A 17543-nucleotide genomic window follows, 5' to 3' on the forward strand; every position below is an offset into this window, starting at 1 on the left:
AAAGGCCAGCTACGGCGAGGAATATGATCGCACGATACTAAACACGTAGATAGACAGTCCCAGTCCAGCTAGTAGTATAGTGCGCCCCATCCGCACTTAGACAAACCATTAGGTCAATGTCGTCAAGCGGCCGCCTTTTCGTTTTGCGCTCAAACGAGCCAAAAAACACGTCTTTCTCCTCGTAGAGATTTGGGAACGTATTATCGTTTGCAGGAAAATTATGAATACGCCCCATCAGCCAATCACGGCTTGCCTTTGCTGTCGCGGTTACTGCGGCGTCAAGATTTACTGAATCCCTCAGGAATTCCGAAAAGGCGGAATCTACCGTGCTTGCCATGCTCTGAGCTCTTTCGTGCGTGTAAGATCATCCATTGAACAACTTTTGTTACACCAAGTCAACAACCATCAATACCTTAGAGGTGATCTATGCTGGCTGCATTGGCGTTTTCGTCACGGCGGGCAGCTATGACGGCTTCGAACTGGGAACGGTTGGCGGAGACTGCTTGAGTGGGCATTATGGGAAATACTGCCTGAGCAACTGATGCACTCTGCATTGCTTGGCTGCACGGTGCTCTACAACATGGCTACGCCATCCTCGTGCACCGGGTAAGCGGTACCCGTAGGGTGTTGTACAACATGGCTATGCCATGCCTACGCATTGAAAAGGATACCCGGAGGGTGTAGGGAGATTATGGAGTAGGGGAGTGGAATGTAGTGAAGCAGCACTGAGAGCGCCTGCTTATAGCCTACCGGCTCGTGCTTCCAGCACTCCTCAATACAATGCCTTGACATACGATCACAGCGAATTACAGCCTCGCTTTCGCACGGCTCTTATATAGGTGAGGTTAGGAGCTATGGCCTACCGGCGTCTAGCTCGGCAGACCTAGCGTATGGCAGCCTCGCTTTCGCACGGCTCTGCAGCCTGCCGGCTTCATCGAACAAGTACGTCCGAAGAGTCTTGCGCTCTATTTCGACCTTGGCTCTTGGCTCAGCGGTGCCTAGTTGTCGGAGAACGAATGGTGAGGGAGGGGCATCTGTTAGCCGAGGTATCAACGTCGGCCTGAACGAAGCGTACTGTGGTGCTTCGTAAAAATTGTACGGCAGGAACGGCGGATATTTACCGCGTTGGAGGGGCGAGGCAATGTGGGTCATGTGTATCCTTTACAAAGGTGCCGCGAGCGGCTTCGGTGTTCTTGTACATAGCAAGTTCCGGTTGGGTAAAAAAAAGCGAACTGGCCCGTTGGGATGCAGTTCGCAGTAGATAGAAAGTCATCAGCAGCTACAGTGGCTTTGCTGCTGAGCTCGGAGTGATTTTCGCACGAGAACCTCCGAAAGTCAAAATTTCTTGACTTGCCCTCGATACTGTGCATATAAACTCTAGACCCCCCTCTTGGGTTTATACAGCTTTCAGCAAATGAAGAAGGCTACTACAGGTAAAGCGGGGGGATTTCCCAGTACAGAGCGTTAGGAAGACGCAGGGTTTTGCTTAGCAAACGACCCTTTCTCTGTCTTTAGGACAGAACATCCGCGTATGGGCGCAGCAGTGCCACCAAGAGGGCCTACAGGCGGACTATGTGATGCCTGAGGGGGAGCGCCCACAAGCATCCATTTGCTGCTTAAAATCGCTCCTGTGGGCGTGGAGCACTAGCCAAGCTTCTGTGCCATAGCTTCTGCCTTCGGGTGGTAGTACCTCTTGAGCATCTGTATGGTCTGGTGGCCTGTAACGGCGGCTAGTTCGATGACGTTGGGGAGCTTCTCGGCTAATCGGCTTGTGGCTGTATGCCTCAGATCGTGGAATCGTAGATTGCTGATCCCGGCCCGGCGGCAAGCGTCCACAAAGCAGTTATGCATAGTCATGTAGGAAATCGGGAAGATCGGGCCTTCTCTACCGCAGTTCGGTAGTCCTGCCAGTATCGCTACCGCCTTCTTGGAAAGCGGAACGGTGCGTGCCTTGCCATTCTTAGTAAGGGGCAGGAATGCCGTCTGGGTCGCTAAGTTGACGTTCTCCCATTGCAGGGACAGTAGCTCACCACGGCGCATCGCGGACTCCAGCGCCAGCATAACCAGCGGGACCATCCAAGGGCTTCTGCGGCGAACTGGTTTGAGTTCATCAAGCAGCCGCGTCTCTTCGTCCATAGTAAGAAGTCTGGTTCGCCCCGGTGGCGTTGGAGGCTTGCGAACAAGAGCACAGGGGTTCGCTATTGGTAGGCTCCATTCCTTCCGAGCGTGACTGATGATCCCGGAGAGGATGCTTAGCTCGCGAATGATCGTTCCTGCGCCAACCGTCTTCAGTCGGTAATCTCGATAGCCAGCAATGACCGCTGGCGTCAAGTTCGTCATGCTATAGCTCGCTATCTTCTGACGCAGCATGAATTGGATACCTTCGGCTTCGCGTTGCGCTCCACGCTTCGAGGGGGTCACCTCATGCATGTACCGATGGAGTACATCTGCAAGTAGAAGGTCTTTTGCAGACTGGGTGCTTTGGTACGACCCTTGGTCCATTGTGGACTCAACGCTTCGTGCCCATGCCTGTGCTTCGGTCTTGGTCTTAAACGACGCTACCTCGTCCGGGTAGCCCTTGCGTCGTACGCGGGCTTGCCATGTACCTGATCGTTGCCTAATTGATGCCATACGCTTTCCTTTGGGACAAGCGTGGGACAAGAACCAGTTTTCTTCGCTTTAGGCAGGGCTGGCGCTGCTAGACGGCTGTGCGGAGCATGCGAGTTATGGTCGAGACAGTGATAAGCGTTTCCCTCAGCAGATCGATCACTTACAGTGCCGCCGTCCAGTCCCCGCTCTTGCCCCCATGCTTCTCCAGCACCCGCACATTCGTCATGACCATGCCGCGGTCGGCCGCCTTGCACATGTCGTAAATCGTCAGCAACCCCACCTGTACCGCGGTCAGCGCTTCCATTTCGACGCCGGTCTTGCCCACGGTTTCCACCTGGGCGCGGCAATGCACGCTGTTGTTCGGCGCATCGACCTCGAAATCCACCGCCACCCNAATCGTCAGCAACCCCACCTGTACCGCGGTCAGCGCTTCCATTTCGACGCCGGTCTTGCCCACGGTTTCCACCTGGGCGCGGCAATGCACGCTGTTGTTCGGCGCATCGACCTCGAAATCCACCGCCACCCGCGTGATCGGCAGCGGATGGCACAGCGGCACCAGGTCGCTGGTGCGTTTCGCCCCCATGATGGCGGCGATGCGGGCGATGCCGAGCACGTCGCCTTTCTTGGCGTTGCCCGACTGGATCAGGTCGAGGGTGGCCGGCTGCATGCGGATGGTGCCGGCGGCCACCGCGATGCGGTGGGTTTCCTGCTTGGCGCCGACGTCGACCATGTGGGCCTGGCCGCTGGCGTCGAAATGGGTGAGCGGGCTGGTACTGGTGGTCGGGTTGGAACTGGTCATGGTCGTGTTGGTATGCTCGAGTAAGAAAGTGTTTCCGCTTGCGGCAAGCCATGCGCGGATGCGGTTATCATAGCACCGTGAAATCGCTGACCTATTCCGCGTTCCTGCCCACGTTCCGGACACGCTCCCGGCGCTGGCGCCGTTCCCTGGCCGTCCTGCTCGTGACGGCCGCAGCCGGTTTCGCCTGGGCGCCGGCGTCCGCGCAATCCCCGAATGCCGCCACCGGGCCGCGCCTGCCGACCCTGGGCGACACCGCGCGCGAAGACCTGTCGCCGATTACCGAGCGCAAGCTTGGCGAGGAAATCATGCGCCAGATCCGGCGCGACCGCGATTACCTCGACGACGACCAGATCCTCGATTACCTGAATCATTTCGGCGGCGCCCTGGTCGATGTCGCGCCCGGCGCACGTGGCGAAACCGGCTCCGATTTCGGCTTCTTTGCCGTGCGCGATCCGGTGCTGAACGCGTTTGCCCTGCCTGGCGGATACATCGGCATCCATTCGGGCCTCTTGATCGCGGCGCAGACCGAGTCGGAACTGGCCTCGGTGATGTCGCACGAGATCGGCCACGTGTCGCAGCGCCACATTGCGCGCATGCTCGGCCAGCAAAAGCAGGATGCGCTGCTGCCGATCGCGGCCATGATCCTGGCGGCGCTGGCCGCGCGCGCCAGTCCGGATGCGGCAATGGGCGTGCTGATGGGCGGGCAGGGCCTGGCGATCGACCGCCAGCTCAGCTTCAGCCGCGACGCCGAGCGCGAGGCAGACCGTGTCGGTTTCCAGATCATGGGCGCCGGCGGCTACGACACCACGGGCATGGTCGCCTTCTTCAAGCGCCTGCAAAGCGCGAACAAGGTGTATGGCGAAATGCCGGCCTTTCTCAGCAGCCACCCGCTGACCGGCGAGCGCATCGCCGACATCCAGGCCCGCATCCGGGAAACGCCGCAGCGCCAGCGCGCCGACGCCATCGAATTCTACCTGGCCAAGGCGCGCGCCCGCGTGCTGCAGGACGGCAGCACGACCGGCCTGCGCGACACCCGCACCACGTTTGAAACGCAGCTGACCCAGCCGCAACGCCAGCAGCAGGTGGCGGCCCAGTACGGCCTGGCCTACCTGTCGCTGAAGCAGGGCGATTTGGCGGCGGCGCGCAGCTGGCTCGACAAGTCCCGCGCCAGCATGAAGCCGAAGGAGGGCGTGCTGTCGGCCGCGCCCGCGAGCGACGGCGGCGCCATGTTTGCCGGGCTCGACCTGGAAATCAGGCTGGCGGCCGGCCAGCCGAAAGAGGTGGTGCAAGGCGCGGTGAAGGAGGCCGAGCAGGCCGTCCACGCCTATCCGCTGTCGCGCGCACTGGCGCGCCAGTATGCCGAAGCGATGATCGCGGCCGGCAAGTTCGAGGACGCCACGCGCTACCTGCGCGACCAGGTGCGCATGTACCGCGAGGATCCGAAGCTCTACGACCTGATGGCGAAAGCCTATTCCAGCCAGGGCAAGATCGCGCTGCAGCACATGGCGCTGGCCGAATCCTACGTGCTGGCCGGCGCCATGCCGGCGGCGGTGGACCAGCTGAATTTTGCGCGCAAGGCGGGCGATGCCAGTTTCTATGAACAGTCGGTGATCGACGCGCGCGAACGCGAGATCAAGGAACGCCAGCGCGAACTAAAAGAGCTCGAAGAGAAGGTCAAGTAAACGCCAGGCTCAAGAGCCTGGGTCAGGCTTGTGGCGTTGGCACGAAGCCGAAGCGCTGCGGCAGCTCATTGCGCTTGACGCGTTCCACCGGCACCTGGGCGCCACGGTAATGCAGCACCAGCGTGCCCGCGCCATTTTCCAGCCAGGCCAGCAAGGCGTCGTCGCCGGCCGGCTTGCCGTCCAGTTCCAGGCCCTCGAAGAATGGCGCCACGTCGCGGTCATCGACCTGGGCGACGATCTCGCCCGCCTGCACGATGGCCGCGCCGGACTCGGTCAGGAACAGGCGTTCGATGGACGGCAGCGCCGCGCCGGTCTGCACCGTCATGCCCTGCGCCGGGTCGGTGCGCGCGATGAAGGGCGTCGCTTCGAGATTTACGTACACGCGTTGCGGGCCGTTCTGGAAATACCAGCGGCCCTGCTCGTCGTGCGCGTAGTTGCGGTTGATGAAGCCGACCAGCGTCGGGTTGTTCAGCTTGTCGCCGGGCGCGCCGGCCTGCTGGGCCGCTTCGTCGCGCATGCGCCAGGCGCCGCGCGCGTCGAGCGCCAGCCAGCCGTAGCAGTGCGGCACGTTCGGCCACTTGGCCATTGCCTGTTTTACGATGTCATCCATGGGCTTGAGCATTGCATAACTCGTGGCGATTCGGCGCGCGCATGGCCAGGTCGTCGAAGAAAGACAGGATACGCGCCGGCAGCCAGTTGATGCGGCCGGGGAAAGGGCCGGCAGGGAAGCCGACGTGGCCGCCTTCCTCCGGATATTCCAGCGTCACCGTGTTCGAAGCAGATGCAGGCAGGTACTGACCCGGCAGGAAGGGATCGTTGCGCGCGTTCAAAACCAGCGTCGGCACCGTGATGTCGTGCAGCACGTGGCGGGCGCTGGCGCGGTGCCAGTAGTCGTCGGTGTCGCGGTAGCCGTGCAGCGGGGCGGTGACCACGTTGTCGAAGGCGTACAGGTCGCGCGCGGCGAGCAGGGCCGTCTTGTCGAACAGGCCGGGAAATTGTTCGAGCTTGGCCAGGCACTTCGGCTTCAGGGTTTGCAGGAACATGCGCGTGTAGAGCATGTTCAGGCCCGACGATAACGCTTCGCCGCCGCGCGCCAGGTCGAGCGGGGCGGAAATCGCGGCAGCGGCCGTGACGAAGCCGGCGCCGTGGCCGGATTCGCCCAGCCAGCGCAGCAGGGCATTGCCGCCGAGCGAGACGCCGGCGGCATAGATGGGGCCGGGCGCGCGCTGGCGCAGGCGGGCCATGATCCAGCCGATTTCGGCGGCGTCGCCGGAGTGATAGAAGCGTGGGGTGAGGTTGGCTTCGCCCGAGCAGCCGCGGAAATGCGGCACCGCGCCGGACCAGCCGCGTGCTGCCAGCGCCGCCATCAGGCCACGCGCGTAATGGCTGTCGGACGAACCTTCCAGGCCGTGGAACAGCACCACCAGGGGCTTGCCCGGTTCGCCATCGACGAAATCGACGTCGACGAAGTCGTCGCCCAGCAGCGGGTCGTGCACGCCCCAGCGCTCGCGCCGGTACGTCACCGGCGGCTTGGCGATGCAGGTGGCCGGGTAGATGGTTTGCAGGTGGCCGCCGGGCAGCCACCTTGGGGCGTGGTAGTGCATGTCGCGCGGCCGGGCCGCAGTCTGCTTAGTGGTGCTTGAATTCGACGCCAGGGGCCAGGCGGTACTGGGTGCCGCAGTAGGGGCACTTGGCCGTGCCTTCATGGTCGAAGTCGAGGAAGACGCGCGGGTGCGACGACCACAGCGGCATGGCCGGATTCGGGCAGTGGGCGGGCAGGTTCTTGGCCTCCAGTTCGACCACAGGCATCGTCTTTACGTTCATTGCAATTCTCCGTCGGGCATGTTTGGGTAAAGATGGGATTTTAACGGATTCGAGCGTGTGGGCGGGATGATCGGTAGAATGTCGGATTGATCACATCCCCGTGGTCCCAGTAACGTCTCGAGCGACGTCGTGCCGTACGTAGCCGACAGTTACGCACGTACCGCGTGGGCACGGAGTGCCCACCCTACATTTTCCGGTAATTCATGCTTCTCTTCTTTACCTCCGGCTGTTGCAGGAAGGCGACATGAGCGCGCCGCCAGGTACGCAACCGACTCCACTGATCGAAGAACACGATCCCGAACTCTGGCGCGAAGGCCTGAAGACCGGGATGCCGACCCTGTTCGGCATTGCCGCCTGGGGCATGGTGGTCGGCATTGCCATGGTCAAGACCGGGCTCACCGCGTTGCAGGCCAGCGGTATGACACTGCTGGTGTTCGCAGGTTCCGCCCAGTTGGCGTCCTTGCCGCTGATCCTGGCGCATGCGCCGATCTGGGTCATCTTCGCCACGGCACTCGTGGTGAACCTGCGCTTCGTGATCTTCTCGGCCTTGCTGGCGCCGCACTTCACGCACTTGCCCTGGCGCCAGCGGCTGTTCTATGGCTATATCTCGGGCGACTTGACGGTGGCGATGTTCCTGCAGCGCTTTCCGACCGCGGTGCCGGTGAAGGGCAAGCTGTCCTATCTGAAAGGGCTGATGTTCCCGAACTGGTGCGCCTGGCAGGTCGGCTCGCTGATCGGCATTTTCCTGGGCAGCGCGATCCCCAGCGAGTGGGGCCTGGGCTTTGCCGGCACGCTGGCCATCCTGTGCATCACGGTGCCGCTGATCATCAACAGCGCGGCCCTGTGCGGCGTACTGGTGGCCGGCGCGGTGGCGGTGCTGGCGAACGGGTTCCCATACAAGCTGGGCCTGCTGGTGGCGGTCGTGGCCGGCATGCTGGCGGCCTTGCTCACTGAAAAAATCATCGACAAGAAAAGGGCGCGCCATGGCTGACTGGGAAATCTGGACCGTGATCGGCGTGCTGGCGCTGTCCACCGCCATTACCCGCAGCGGCTTCTGGCTGATCGGCCACAAGGTGAGCATTCCGCCCCACGTGCAAGACATGCTGCGCTATGCGCCGGCCTGCGCGCTGGCCGCCATCATCGGGCCCGATCTGCTGCTCGACAGCGGCGGCAATGCGCACCTGGAACTGGGGAATCCGAAACTGCTGGGCGGCATTGCCGCGCTCGGCTTTTACCTCTGGCGCCGCAACATGCTGCAGACGATTGTATTCGGCATGCTTGCTTTCACACTGTTGCGCACTTTGCACGTTTTTGGCGCCCCTGGCTAGCAAACCCCAATAAACCTACTGCGCGTTGGATTGTCGGCCTGCGCCGCCAAGGCGATAGCTCGCTGTACATTCGTACAGCTGCGCTTCTCAGCCAACACTCCTGCCGCTCGCAACGGTTTCTTGGGGTTTGCTGCGGTAGAATATCGTTCTTTCATTATTTCACCGTTGAGTCGCCATGGACGCCGTTCTCAGTTTCACCCGCTTGCAAGACCTGATCGATCGCGATGCGCTGAAAAACAAGCGCGTCTTCATCCGTGCCGACCTGAACGTGCCGCAAGATGACGCCGGCAACATCACCGAAGACACGCGCATCCGCGCTTCGGTGCCCGCCATCCAGGCCGCGATTAAAGCCGGCGCCGCCGTGATGGTGACCTCGCACCTGGGCCGCCCGACCGAGGGCGAGTTCAAGCCGGAAGACACGCTGGCGCCGGTCGCCGCGCGCCTGTCCGAGCTGCTCGGCCAGCCGGTGGAACTGAAGCAGGACTGGGTCGATGGCGTCGACGTGGCCCCGGGCCAGGTTGTCCTGCTGGAAAACTGCCGCGTCAACAAAGGTGAAAAGAAGAATTCCGACGAGCTGGCCCAGAAGATGGCCAAGCTCTGCGACGTGTACGTGAACGATGCCTTCGGCACCGCCCACCGCGCCGAAGCGACCACCCACGGCATCGCCAAGTTCGCCCCTGTCGTCTGCGCCGGCCCATTGCTGGCCGCGGAACTCGACGCACTCGGTAAAGCATTGGGCCAGCCGGCGCGTCCGCTGCTGGCCATCGTGGCCGGCTCGAAAGTGTCGAGCAAGCTGTCGATCCTGCAAAGCCTGGCCGGCAAGGTCGACAACCTGGTCGTCGGTGGCGGCATCGCCAACACCTTCATGAAGGCCGTCGGCCTGAACATCGGCAAGTCGCTGGTCGAGAACGACCTGGTGAACGAGGCGAAATCCATCATCGACATGATGAGCGCGCGCGGCGCCTCGGTGCCGATTCCGGTGGACGTGGTCTGCGCGAAAGAGTTCTCGCCGACCGCTGCCGCAACGGTGAAGGACGTAGCGGACGTCAGCGACGACGACATGATCCTCGACATCGGCCCGAAGACGGCCGCCATGCTGGCCGAGCAGGTGAGTAAAGCCGGCACCATCGTCTGGAACGGCCCGGTCGGCGTGTTCGAGTTCGATCAGTTTGCCGAAGGCACGAAGACCCTGGCGCTGGCGATTGCCGACTCCAAGGGCTTCTCGATTGCCGGCGGCGGCGACACCCTGGCGGCGATTGCCAAGTACAGCATCGGCGAGAAGATCGGTTATATCTCGACGGGCGGCGGCGCCTTCCTCGAGTTCCTGGAAGGGAAGACCCTGCCGGCAGTCGAGATCCTGCTGCAGCGTAATAGCCAATAAGCTCAGTAACAAGCGCAGCCCAGGCTGCGTTTCTCTTTTTCAAGACCAAGGATCAACATGTATTGCGCTACCAAGATCGTTGCCACCATCGGCCCAGCCTCGACCGACTTCGACATCCTCGTCAAGATGATCCGCGCCGGCGTCGATGTCGTGCGCCTGAACTTCTCGCACGGCAAGGCCCAGGACCACATCGACCGCGCCGCCCTGGTGCGCCGCGCTGCCGCAGCCTGCGGCGTGGAAGTGGCGATCATGGCCGACATGCAGGGTCCGAAGATCCGCGTCGGCAAGTTTGAAGAAGGCAAGATCTTCCTGAACAATGGCGACAAGTTCATCCTGGATGCGAAATGGGGCGACAACGGCGAACTGGGCAACCAGGAACGCGTCGGCCTCGACTACAAGGCCCTGCCGCGCGACGTGCGTCCGGGCGACAAGCTGCTGCTCAACGATGGCCTGATCGTGCTGGTCGTCGACAAGGTCGTGGGCCACGAGATCTGCACCACCGTCAAGGTCGGCGGCGAGCTGTCGAACAACAAGGGCATCAACCGCCAGGGCGGCGGCCTGACCGCGCCGGCGCTGACCTCGAAGGATATGGAAGACATCAAGACCGCGATGAGCTTCCAGGCCGACTACCTGGCGATCTCGTTCCCGAAAAGCGCGACCGACATGGAAATGGCGCGCCAGCTGGCCAACATCGCCGGCGAGGCCTACCACCACAAGCCGATGATGATCGCCAAGATCGAGCGCGCCGAAGCGATTCCCGTGCTGCAGGAAATCCTGGACGCGTCGGACGGCATCATGGTTGCTCGCGGCGACCTGGCCGTGGAAGTGGGCAATGCCGCCGTGCCGGCGCTGCAAAAGCGCATGATCCGCATGGCGCGCGCATCGAACAAGCTGGCGATCACCGCGACCCAGATGATGGAGTCGATGATCGTGAACGCCGTGCCGACCCGCGCCGAAGTGTCGGACGTGGCGAATGCCGTGCTGGACGGCACCGACGCCGTCATGACCTCGGCCGAAACCGCATCGGGCAAGTACCCGGTCGAAACCGTCGAGATGATGGCCGCGGTCTGCCTGGAAGCGGAACAATCCGAATACAACAAGCTCGATACGGACTTCCTGAACGTGGAATTCACCCGCATCGACCAGTCGATTGCCTACGGCACCTTGTTCACCGCCCACCACCTGGCGGTGAAGGCGATCGTGGCCCTGACCGAGTCGGGCTCGACCGCGCTGTGGATGAGCCGACATAACATCGACACCCCGATTTTCGCCCTGACCCCGTCACAAACGACGCAGCGCAAGGCCTCGCTGTACCGGAACGTGCGAGCATTCCCCCTGCTGCAGGAAGGCGGCAGCCACGCCGTGCTGCGCAAGGCGGAAGAGCTCCTGATCAAGGAAGGCATGGTCAGCCCGGGCGACACCATCGTCGTGACCTGGGGCTCGCCGATGGGCGAAGCCGGCGGCACGAATGCGCTCAAGATCGTGCGTGTCGGCGAGACCTACAAGGATTGATAGCGGCTTCGCGTTGTCGAAGCTTCTGAAAAGTTTCTTTATCTTGGAGTAAACCATGGCACTCGTATCACTGCGTCAATTGCTGGACCACGCTGCTGAAAACAGCTACGGCCTGCCGGCATTCAACGTCAACAACCTGGAGCAGGTGCAGGCCATCATGGCCGCGGCCGATGCGGTCGGTTCGCCGGTCATCATGCAAGCCTCGGCAGGCGCGCGCAAGTACGCCGGTGAAGCCTTCCTGCGCCACCTGATCGACGCCGCCGTCGAAGCCTACCCGCACATCCCGGTCGTCATGCACCAGGACCACGGCCAGTCGCCGGCCATCTGCATGGCCGCGATCCGTTCGGGCTTCTCGTCGGTGATGATGGACGGTTCGCTCGAAGCCGACGGCAAGTCGGTCGCTTCCTACGAATACAACGTCGACGTATCGAAAGAAGTCGTGAAATTCGCGCACTCGATCGGCGTGACCGTTGAGGCCGAACTGGGCGTGCTCGGTTCGCTGGAAACCATGAAGGGCGACAAGGAAGACGGCCACGGCGCCGACGGCACCATGACCCGCGAGCAGCTGCTGACCGACGTCGACCAGGCCGCCGATTTCGTGGCCCGCACCCAGTGCGACGCCCTGGCGATTGCCATCGGCACCTCGCATGGCGCCTACAAATTCACGCGTAAACCAACCGGCGACATCCTGGCGATCGACCGCATCAAGGAAATCCACGCGCGCATCCCGAACACCCACCTGGTGATGCACGGTTCCTCGTCGGTGCCGCAGGAACTGCTGGCCATCATCCGCGAGTTCGGCGGCGACATGAAAGAGACCTACGGCGTGCCGGTCGAAGAGATCCAGGAAGGCATCAAGCACGGTGTCCGCAAGATCAACATCGACACCGACATCCGCCTGGCCATGACCGCGGCAATCCGCAAGTACATGTTCCAGAACCCGTCGAAGTTCGACCCGCGCGACTACCTCAAGCCTGCGCGCGAAGCGGCGATGGAAGTGTGCAAGGCGCGCTTCATCTCCTTCGGCTGCGAAGGCATGGCTGCCAGGATCAAGCCGATTCCGCTCGAAAAAATGGCCGAGCGTTACAAGGCCGGCGAGCTGGCCCAGGTTGTAAAGTAATATAGCGTTTGGAACGGGCTGCTGCGGCAGCCCGCGCTTCTTCTGACAGCCAGGCCTTGCTCGCAAGGGCTGACTGTCAGGCCCGCAGTTCGTTCTCAGTTTTCCCTGATACTCCTTCTATGAACAGCCTCTACCAATCCACGATCCAGTCCCTGCCACTGCTCGGCCACGGCAAAGTGCGCGACAACTACGCTGTCGGCGACGACAAGATTTTGATCGTCACCACCGACCGCCTGTCGGCCTTTGACGTCGTCATGAACGAGCCGATTCCGGGCAAGGGCATGGTCCTGAACCAGATGAGCGATTTCTGGTTCGAGAAACTCGGCCACATCGTGCCGAACCACCTGACCGGCGTGGCGCCGGAAAGCGTCGTGGCGCCGGGTGAAGTCGAGCAGGTGCGCGGCCGCGCCGTGGTCGCCAAGCGCCTGAAGCCGATCCTGGTCGAAGCCGTGGTGCGCGGCTACATCATCGGTTCCGGCTGGAAGGACTATCAGGCAAACGGACAGATCTGCGGCATCGCATTGCCGGAGGGCCTGCGCCAGGCCGATAAATTGCCCGAGCCGCTGTTCACCCCGGCCGCGAAAGCCGACCTGGGCGAGCACGACGAGAACATTTCGTTTGCCGAGATGGAAGAGCGTATCGGCCCCGAGCTGGCCGCGAAAATGCGCGACATCAGCATCGCTTTGTACACCGCCGCCGCCGAATACGCTGCGACCAAAGGGATCATCATCGCCGACACCAAGTTCGAGTTCGGCCTCGACGACAACGGCGTGCTGCACCTGATGGACGAAGTCCTGACCGCGGACTCCTCGCGCTTCTGGCCGGCTGACTCGTACGCGCCGGGCATGTCGCCGCCATCGTTCGACAAGCAGTTCGTGCGCGACTATCTGGAAACCCTGAGCGACTGGAACAAGACCGCACCGGCGCCAGCCCTGCCGGCGGACGTGATTGCGAAAACCCAGGCCAAGTACTTCGAAGCCATCGAACGCCTGACCGGCGAAAAGCTGAAGGCCTGAGATGAGCGAAAACGCAAGTATGGTGGCAAATGCGCCGCTGGTCGGCGTCATCATGGGTTCCTCGTCCGACTGGGACGTGATGAAGAACGCCGTCGACGTGCTGAAGCAATTCGGCGTGCCCTTCGAGGCGCAAGTGATTTCCGCGCACCGCATGCCGGACGAGATGTTCACGTACGCGGAAACGGCGCGCGCGCGTGGCCTGCGCGCCATCATCGCCGGCGCCGGTGGGGCAGCCCACCTGCCGGGCATGGTGGCCGCGAAGACCATCGTGCCGGTGCTGGGCGTGCCGGTGCCGTCGAAGTACCTGCGCGGCGAAGATTCGCTGCTGTCGATCGTGCAGATGCCGAAAGGCGTGCCGGTGTGCACCTTTGCCATTGGCGAAGCCGGCGCCGCGAATGCCGCGCTGACCGCGGTAGCGATCATTGCCGCCGGCGACGACGCCCTGGCCGCGCAGTTGGAACAGTTCCGCAAGGACCAGACCGCTGCCGCCCAGGCGATGACCCTGCCAATTTGAAAACCCAGTTTGAACCGTCCCATGAGTAATTCGCAGCATCCCTTTCTCCCGAGCGCCAACCCGCCGACCTGGCTGGGCGTGATGGGAGGCGGCCAGCTCGGCCGCATGTTCGCCCATGCCGCCCAGGCCATGGGCTACAAGGTCGCCGTGCTGGAGCCGGCCGCCGATTGCCCTGCGGGGCAGGTGGCCGAGCGCCTGGTCCAGGCCGGCTACGACGACAGCGCCGCCCTCGGCCAGCTGGCCGCACTGTGCAGCGCCGTCACCACCGAGTTCGAGAACGTGCCGGCCGACAGCATGAATTTGCTGGCGCAAGGCAGCTTTGTCGCGCCTGCGGGCAAGTGCGTGGCAATTGCCCAGGACCGCGTGCTGGAAAAGCGCTTCTTCGTCGATTGCGCGGCCAGGTCCGGCGTGCTGCCGGCGCCGCACAAGGTGATCGCCTCGAACGAGGACATCGACGCCATCGATGAGAACCTGTTGCCGGGCATCCTGAAAACCGTGCGCATGGGCTACGACGGCAAGGGGCAAGTGCGCGTGAAGAGCCGCGAGGATGTGCGCGCCGCTTTCGAATCCATGGATGGCGTGACCTGTCTGCTGGAAAAGATGCTGCCGCTGGCCTACGAGGTCTCGGTGCTGACCGCGCGCGGCGCCGACGGCGAATCGGTGGTGTATCCGATTGCCGAGAACGTGCACCGCGACGGCATCCTGTTCACGACCACCGTGCCGGGGCCGAACGTGTCCGCCGAATGCGCGAACAAAGCGCAGGATGCTGCGCGCGCCATCGTGGCCGAGCTCGGCTATGTGGGCGTGCTCTGCATCGAATTCTTCGTGCTCGAAGACGGTTCGCTGGTCGTTAACGAAATGGCGCCGCGTCCGCACAACAGCGGGCACTACACGATTGACGCCTGCGTCACCAGCCAGTTCGCGCAGCAGGTGCGGGCCATGGCGCGTTTGCCGCTGGGCGACGTGCGCCAGCATTCGCCGGCCGTGATGCTGAACATCCTGGGCGATGTCTGGTTCGAGGGCGACAAGGATGGCGGCAACCCGCGTGAACCCGCCTGGGACCGCGTGCTGGCGCTGCCGGGCGCCTTCCTGCACCTGTACGGCAAGGACGATCCGCGCCGCGGCCGCAAGATGGGCCACGTGACCTTCGTCGCGCCCACGCTGGATGGAGCGCAGGAACAATTGCGCGCAGCCTGCGCCATCCTGGGGATCGCAGCGTGAGCATGAACGAGTACATCGACCCGGCCGCCATCGACGCCGGTGCGCGCGCACTCGAAGCCGGCCAGCTGGTCGCCTTCCCGACCGAAACCGTGTACGGCCTCGGCGCCGATGCCGAGAATCCGGCGGCCGTTGCCGCCATCTACGCCGCCAAGGGGCGTCCACAAGACCACCCGGTGATCGTGCACCTGGCCCCGGAAGCCGACATCGCGCACTGGGCCTGCGAGATCCCGGCCGAAGCGCATGCGCTGGCCGAAGCCTTCTGGCCCGGTCCGCTGACCATGATCCTGAAGCGCGCACCGAACATTCCGGATGCCGTCAGCGGCGGCCAGGACACAGTTGGGCTGCGCTGCCCGTCGCACCCTGTCGCGATTGCCTTGCTGCGCGCTTTCAAGGGCGGGCGGGGCGGGGTGGCGGCGCCGTCGGCCAACAAGTTCGGCCACGTGAGCCCGACGCTGGCCCACCACGTGCGCGACGAGTTCGACGCCGACGGTTCGGTGGCGCTGGTGCTCGACGGCGGCGCCTCGCAGGTGGGCATCGAGTCGACCATTGTCGATCTGTCGCGCCTGGCCACGCATGGGCCGGTGCTGCTGCGCCCGGGCCACGTGAGCGCGGAAACCATTGCCGCCGTGATCGACCGAATGCCGGCCGCGCCCGATATCGCCGCGCCGCGCGCCTCGGGCACCCTGGAATCGCATTACGCGCCGCATACGCCGGTGGCGATGCAGGACACGGCCACGCTGGCGCACACGCTGGCGCGCATGATGGAGGCCGGCCGCAAGGTGGCCCTGATCCATTACTCGGACTTGCCGGCAGCCCACGCCGCCACGCGCCTGCCGGCCACGCCCGAAGGCTTTGCACATGCCCTGTACGCCGCCTTGCGCGCCATGGACGGGCAGGGCGCCGATGTGATCCTGGTCGAAGCGCCGCCGCAGGATGGCGCCTGGCTGGGCGTGAACGACCGCCTGCGCCGCGCCGCGTACGGCTCGACCGGCATCGTGCACGGCTTGCTGAACCGCGACATCTGACGCAATCATTGGGTGTAATGGTATCCATCCCATACCTGTAGGGTGGGTTCTCGAATCCACCGCTTGGCTGCATCATGCCCATGGTGGGTTCAAGAACCCACCCTACGTTCCTGTGCTGCACCGCGTGGGCTCAAGAGCCCACCCTACCTATGTCGATGATCGGTGCGGTTTTGCGGGATGCGCATCCATGTTTTCCCCATCTCCTTGCGCGAAAAAACAACCGTCGGTCACTCACTCCCTCTACCCCATATCTTTCGACATATAACCAGCATCAATGCTTGTTATAATCCGGCGCGTTGCCAGGACTTTATCGTGGTCAACTGTTGTCGCCAGCCGACGGCTCGACAATTGATCCATATACAAGCGGAAAGAACACTGGCATATTAGTTACGGCACGAATAGCACGGGCGTTCGTTTCACAGAAAAAACATCCTTTCCATCAGGAGACACAATGCGTCAAAAGAATTTTGCGCTCGCACTGCTGACCGCAGCTGCGCTCGCCGCTTGCGGCGGCACCGGTAGCAGCGGTGGCGACCAATCCCACCCGATTACCTTCAGCCAGCAAGTCACCTTCGGCGACAGCCTGTCGGACGTCGGCACCTACAACGTCGGCGCCGTGAAGGCTGCCGGCGGCGGCAAGTTCTCGATCAACGGTTCGGAAACGGCGAAAGACCCGGCACTGACCGGCCTGAACTGGACCGAAGTGCTGGCCGCCGAGCTGCGCCTGCCAGCCCCATGCGCCGCGCAGACCGGCCTGGAAGGCACCAACAACGACGCCAATCCGGCCCTCGACTTCAACGTCCCGATCGTCAACAACGCGAACTGCTTCAACTACGCCCAGGGCGGCGCCCGCGTGACCAACCCTATCGGACCGGGCAACAAGGTCGTCAAGCCTGAAATCGGCGAAATGACCGTGCCGGTCGCCACCCAGGTCCAGATGCACCTGGCCAAGACTGGCGGCAAGTTCAGCGGCACCGAACTGGTCACCATCATGGCCGGCGGTAACGATGTCCTGTCGCAGCTGAGCGCCGTCAGCGCCGCCGGCACCGCAGCTGGCGCGCAAGCCTTCCCGGGCCTGCTGATCGGCGGCCTGGTCGCCCTGACCACCAACCCTGCCACCGCGCTGCCGATCATCCAGCGTGCCGTCGCGACGAATGCCGCCGGTGGCCAGACCGCCATCGTCACCGCCGCTGTCGGCGCCGCCGTCTCGCAAGGCGCCAACCTGGACGCCGCCCGCGCTGCTGCCGCCAAGGCCGGCACCGATGCTACCGCCGCCGGCACCAAGGCTGCCGGCGAGTACGCCGCCGCGAATGCACAGACCCTGGTTGCCGAACTCGGCAAGGCTGGCGCCCAGAAAGCTGCCATCGTCAAGGACATCGTCGCCAAGGGCGCCAAGTACGTCATCGTGAACAACCTGCCGGACGTGGCGAATACCCCGTCGGGCCGTGCACAGCCTGCACTGCAGCGGCTTTGTTGCATAAATCAATTGAGCGCGTAGTACCCCAAACCCC

General features: G+C 63.2%; 16 protein-coding genes. 11 read left to right on the forward strand and 5 right to left on the reverse strand.

Features of this window, described 5'->3' with window-relative positions; all coding sequences use genetic code 11:
* Nucleotides 1-1644: 1644 nt before the first annotated feature.
* Together QWL29_RS24845 and moaC are read right to left on the reverse strand one after the other, a co-directional pair.
* Complete coding sequence (locus QWL29_RS24845) at nt 1645-2430, reverse strand: site-specific integrase (protein WP_305825534.1); 786 nt, start codon at nt 2428-2430, stop codon at nt 1645-1647.
* A gap of 340 nt (nt 2431-2770) precedes the next feature.
* Complete coding sequence (gene moaC / locus QWL29_RS24850; protein ID WP_305825535.1) at nt 2771-3409, reverse strand: cyclic pyranopterin monophosphate synthase MoaC; 639 nt, start codon at nt 3407-3409, stop codon at nt 2771-2773.
* Between the two features lie 50 nt (nt 3410-3459).
* Here moaC and QWL29_RS24855 point away from each other — a divergent pair, with 50 nt between their 5' ends.
* Nucleotides 3460-5091 carry a M48 family metalloprotease gene (locus tag QWL29_RS24855; RefSeq protein WP_370663740.1) on the forward strand — a complete coding sequence of 544 codons (1632 nt, stop codon included), beginning with the start codon at nt 3460-3462 and terminating at the stop codon, nt 5089-5091.
* Nucleotides 5092-5113: 22 nt separating this feature from the next.
* Here QWL29_RS24855 and QWL29_RS24860 read toward each other — a convergent pair whose 3' ends face one another.
* Genes QWL29_RS24860 through QWL29_RS24870 form a run of 3 tightly spaced genes read right to left on the reverse strand, consistent with a single transcriptional unit; the run spans nt 5114 to nt 6915 of the window.
* Nucleotides 5114-5701, reverse strand: coding sequence for a DUF2946 family protein (locus tag QWL29_RS24860; RefSeq protein WP_305825549.1), 588 nt, complete (start codon nt 5699-5701; stop codon nt 5114-5116).
* Nucleotides 5694-6797, reverse strand: a complete 1104-nt coding sequence (locus tag QWL29_RS24865) for a YheT family hydrolase (RefSeq protein WP_370663741.1) — start codon at nt 6795-6797, stop codon at nt 5694-5696. Before QWL29_RS24865 ends, QWL29_RS24860 begins: the two co-directional genes overlap by 8 nt.
* On the reverse strand, nt 6721-6915 hold the full coding sequence (locus QWL29_RS24870; protein ID WP_305825538.1) for a zinc-finger domain-containing protein: 195 nt from the start codon (nt 6913-6915) through the stop codon (nt 6721-6723). Before QWL29_RS24870 ends, QWL29_RS24865 begins: the two co-directional genes overlap by 77 nt.
* A gap of 244 nt (nt 6916-7159) precedes the next feature.
* Here QWL29_RS24870 and QWL29_RS24875 point away from each other — a divergent pair, with 244 nt between their 5' ends.
* From QWL29_RS24875 to QWL29_RS24920, 10 genes are all read left to right on the forward strand, one after another.
* Nucleotides 7160-7906, forward strand: coding sequence for an AzlC family ABC transporter permease (locus tag QWL29_RS24875; RefSeq protein ID WP_305825539.1), 747 nt, complete (start codon nt 7160-7162; stop codon nt 7904-7906).
* Nucleotides 7899-8243 carry an AzlD domain-containing protein gene (locus QWL29_RS24880; protein ID WP_305825540.1) on the forward strand — a complete coding sequence of 115 codons (345 nt, stop codon included), beginning with the start codon at nt 7899-7901 and terminating at the stop codon, nt 8241-8243. Before QWL29_RS24875 ends, QWL29_RS24880 begins: the two co-directional genes overlap by 8 nt.
* A 175-nt stretch (nt 8244-8418) precedes the next feature.
* On the forward strand, nt 8419-9624 hold the full coding sequence (locus QWL29_RS24885) for a phosphoglycerate kinase (RefSeq protein WP_305825541.1): 1206 nt from the start codon (nt 8419-8421) through the stop codon (nt 9622-9624).
* Nucleotides 9625-9681: 57 nt separating this feature from the next.
* Nucleotides 9682-11136 carry a pyruvate kinase gene (pyk, locus tag QWL29_RS24890; protein WP_305825542.1) on the forward strand — a complete coding sequence of 485 codons (1455 nt, stop codon included), beginning with the start codon at nt 9682-9684 and terminating at the stop codon, nt 11134-11136.
* Nucleotides 11137-11191: 55 nt separating this feature from the next.
* Nucleotides 11192-12256, forward strand: coding sequence for a class II fructose-bisphosphate aldolase (gene fba, locus QWL29_RS24895; protein ID WP_305825543.1), 1065 nt, complete (start codon nt 11192-11194; stop codon nt 12254-12256).
* Nucleotides 12257-12375: 119 nt separating this feature from the next.
* Nucleotides 12376-13272 (forward strand): phosphoribosylaminoimidazolesuccinocarboxamide synthase, encoded by an 897-nt coding sequence (locus QWL29_RS24900; RefSeq protein ID WP_305825544.1) that lies wholly within the window; start codon nt 12376-12378, stop codon nt 13270-13272.
* Nucleotide 13273: 1 nt separating this feature from the next.
* On the forward strand, nt 13274-13786 hold the full coding sequence (purE, locus tag QWL29_RS24905; protein ID WP_305825545.1) for a 5-(carboxyamino)imidazole ribonucleotide mutase: 513 nt from the start codon (nt 13274-13276) through the stop codon (nt 13784-13786).
* 21 nt (nt 13787-13807) lie between these two features.
* Nucleotides 13808-15007, forward strand: coding sequence for a 5-(carboxyamino)imidazole ribonucleotide synthase (locus tag QWL29_RS24910; RefSeq protein ID WP_305825546.1), 1200 nt, complete (start codon nt 13808-13810; stop codon nt 15005-15007).
* A gap of 2 nt (nt 15008-15009) precedes the next feature.
* Nucleotides 15010-16032, forward strand: a complete 1023-nt coding sequence (locus QWL29_RS24915) for an L-threonylcarbamoyladenylate synthase (RefSeq protein WP_305825547.1) — start codon at nt 15010-15012, stop codon at nt 16030-16032.
* Nucleotides 16033-16483: 451 nt separating this feature from the next.
* Nucleotides 16484-17530, forward strand: coding sequence for an SGNH/GDSL hydrolase family protein (locus tag QWL29_RS24920; protein WP_305825548.1), 1047 nt, complete (start codon nt 16484-16486; stop codon nt 17528-17530).
* Nucleotides 17531-17543 lie beyond the last annotated feature (13 nt).

This window comes from Massilia brevitalea (assembly GCF_030711405.1).
GTDB lineage: Bacteria > Pseudomonadota > Gammaproteobacteria > Burkholderiales > Burkholderiaceae_D > Telluria > Telluria brevitalea.